Below are 3228 nucleotides of genomic sequence, written 5' to 3' on the forward strand. Positions count from 1 at the left end.
GTGTCGAGGTATTCCTCGAAGGAGGCGGTGTGCACGGTGGTGACGTCGGTGTCCAGCAGCCCACCGCGACGCAGCTCGCCGAGGATGGCCGGGATGCCACCGGCACGGTGCACGTCTTCCATGTGGTAATCCGAGTTCGGCGACACCTTCGACAGGCACGGCACCTTGCGGCTGATGTCGTCGATGGTCTGCAGGTCGAAGTCGATCTCGCCCTCCTGCGCGGCGGCGAGGGTGTGCAGCACGGTGTTGGTCGAGCCGCCCATGGCGACGTCGAGGGCCATCGCGTTGCGGAAAGCCTTGGCGTTGGCCACGTTTCGGGGCAGCACCGAGGCGTCGTCGTCCTGGTACCAGCGCTTGGCGATATCGACGATCACCGTGCCCGCCCGCTCGAACAGCGCACGGCGCGCGGAGTGGGTGGCGAGGGTGGAACCGTTGCCCGGCAGCGCGAGGCCGAGCGCCTCGGTCAGGCAGTTCATCGAGTTCGCGGTGAACATGCCCGAACACGAACCGCAGGTCGGGCACGCGGACCGCTCGACCTCGTCCAGTCCTTCGTCGGACACGGCCTGGTTCGCACTCGCGGAGATCGCGCTGACGAGGTCGAGCGGCGCCTGCGCGACACCGTCGACGATCACCGCCTTACCGGCCTCCATCGGCCCGCCGGAGACGAACACGGCGGGGATGTTGAGACGCATCGCGGCGTTGAGCATGCCGGGAGTGATCTTGTCGCAGTTGGAGATACACACGAGCGCGTCGGCGGTGTGGGCGTTGGCCATGTACTCCACGGAGTCGGCGATGATCTCGCGCGAGGGCAGCGAGTAGAGCATGCCGCCGTGACCCATGGCGATGCCGTCGTCGACGGCGATGGTGTGGAACTCGCGCGCGATGCCACCGGCGGCGGCCACCGCCTCGGCGACGATCTCGCCCATGTTCTTGAGGTGCACGTGACCGGGCACGAACTGGGTGTAGGAGTTCGCGATCGCGATGATCGGCTTACCGAAATCGGAATCGGTCATGCCGGTCGCGCGCCAGAGTGAGCGCGCGCCCGCAGCATTGCGGCCGATGGTGGTGGTGCGTGAGCGAAGCGGTGGCATGGAAGTCCTCGTGATGTCGCTGGGTGCGTGGCGAGCGTGCGCACAGGGGGCTGACCTGCGTGGCACGTGCGCGATCGCGGTGCGTCCGGCAGCCCTTCACGTTACTCCGGCGAGCGATGGTCGCATCGCGCCGGTGGTGGCGTGCGGGGGAGCGGGAACCGGGGCTCGAGGCGGGAGTGTCGCTCCGTGAGGTGTCGCCGCGGTGGTGCCGTCGGCGCGGGGTGCCCGGTCGCCGTCAGCTTACCGGTACAAGGATCGCGCCGACGTGCTCATTCCCACAGTGCCCACGGTCACTGCTCGGTCTTCGGCTCAGTGTCCGGTTCGGCCTTGGCTTCCGACGCTGCAGCTTCGGGCCCGGCCTTCGCGTCGGCTTCCGCCTTCGCCGCGGCCCGCTCGGCGGCGAGACGCTCGGCTTCGGCCGCTTCGGCGGCGGCGAACACATCGGGCAGGCGCCCGCCGGACGCTTCGATCAGCTCACGCAACCGGTCGTAACCGACGGCAGGCAGCTTCACCTCGGATTCGTCGTCGAGCCGGGCGCGCACAGAGCCGCGCTTGGGAATGCTGATCCCCTTGATCCGCGCCCAGTCGAGGTGCTTCGTGCTGGTCATCGAGCTCAGATCCAGCCCGGACTCGGACACGGTCGTGTGCGTGCGCACCACCCACCACACCGCGATCACCGGGGCCAGCAGCAGCGGCCACAGGACGGCCGGCCACCCGACGAACGGGAAGAACACGCAGAACGCCAGCACCAGTACGCCGATATAGGCCAGGCGGGGAACGCCGATCACGTGCACACCCGGCGTCGGCGTGTTCGTCCGGCGCGGCATCAGCAGCCAGACGACCACCGCGACGGGCACGATCAGCCCGATCCGCACCCCCAGCGACCAGTCCTGCACCGTGCCGACGACGACGAAGACCAGGTAGGCCAGCACCACCGCGCCGATCGCCGCGAGCCGCCCCGGACTGGCCGAGCGCAGGCCGCCGGGTCGCGACGGGCGACCCGTATCGGTTCCCTCGTCGGTGGTGTGGGACGATTTAGCCGGTGGCACGGACTGATGCGGTGATGACACCCTCCTATCCTCGCATCTTGGTACACGGACCCACGCAACCACTCGAGTCCCACAGAATGGGACCGGAGCGGAAAGCCTGTTTGACTCGACGCACTACGCGCGCCTAACGTCGTATGCGTGATTCGAAACGAGCTCGTAATCGGCCGGCGCGTCCAGCGCTGAGCCTGACACCTAGTCAATACGTCAGCTCGCGTTTGCGACGCGCCACCCTCGAACAGCCATGCGCTGGGCGGGGGCTTTTTTGTGTTCGGGCGAATGCCAGCGGCCCTGTCGGGTCAGTCCGAGTCAGAACGAGACAGTGAGGAACGAAGACGGTGAGTGCACCAACCGCACGACCCGGGCCATCGGCCCGCAGGTCAGCGCCTTCAGCTACCCCTGGTAGCCCGGCGACCAACCCCGCCCGCCGCCAGGTCGCGCCCGAGCGCGTGACCGGCGCCCAGTCGGTGGTTCGGTCCCTCGAAGAGCTCGACGTCGACACGGTATTCGGCATTCCCGGCGGCGCGGTCCTTCCTGTCTACGACCCGCTGTTCGACTCGAAAAAGGTCCGCCACGTCCTGGTCCGGCACGAGCAGGGCGCCGGTCACGCGGCGACCGGTTACGCGCAGGCCTCGGGCAAGGTCGGTGTGTGTATGGCCACATCCGGTCCCGGCGCGACCAACCTGGTGACCCCGCTGGCCGACGCCCAGATGGACTCGGTCCCGATCGTGGCGATCACCGGTCAGGTGCCGTCGAGCCTGGTCGGCACCGACGCGTTCCAGGAAGCCGACATCTCGGGCATCACGATGCCGATCACCAAGCACAACTTCCTGGTCTCCGACGCCGCCGAGATCCCGCGCACCCTGGCCGAGGCGTTCTACCTCGCCGCCTCGGGTCGCCCCGGCGCGGTCCTGGTCGACATCACCAAGGACGCGCTGCAGGCCCAGACCACGTTCTCGTGGCCGCCGGAGATGCGTCTGCCCGGCTACCGCCCGGTCACCAAGCCGCACGGCAAGCAGGTGCGCGAGGCCGCCAGGATGATCCTGGAGTCCAAGCAGCCGGTGCTCTACGTCGGTGGTGGCGTCATCAAG

3 protein-coding genes are annotated in these 3228 nt (G+C 68.5%); 1 reads left to right on the plus strand and 2 read right to left on the minus strand.

Annotation, left to right across the window (positions count from 1 at the left end):
* Together ACFWF3_RS29680 and ACFWF3_RS29685 are read right to left on the minus strand one after the other, a co-directional pair.
* The coding region (locus ACFWF3_RS29680) for a dihydroxy-acid dehydratase (RefSeq protein WP_379316918.1) at nt 1-1091 on the minus strand (1091 nt) is incomplete at its 3' end.
* A 290-nt stretch (nt 1092-1381) separates the two neighbouring features.
* Nucleotides 1382-2161 carry a PH domain-containing protein gene (locus ACFWF3_RS29685; protein WP_379316920.1) on the minus strand — a complete coding sequence of 260 codons (780 nt, stop codon included), beginning with the start codon at nt 2159-2161 and terminating at the stop codon, nt 1382-1384.
* Nucleotides 2162-2475: 314 nt separating this feature from the next.
* Here ACFWF3_RS29685 and ACFWF3_RS29690 point away from each other — a divergent pair.
* Nucleotides 2476-3228: thiamine pyrophosphate-binding protein (locus ACFWF3_RS29690; protein WP_379316922.1), on the plus strand; the 753-nt coding region annotated here is incomplete at its 3' end.

The organism is Nocardia sp. NPDC060220 (assembly GCF_042727815.1).
Taxonomy (GTDB): domain Bacteria; phylum Actinomycetota; class Actinomycetes; order Mycobacteriales; family Mycobacteriaceae; genus Nocardia.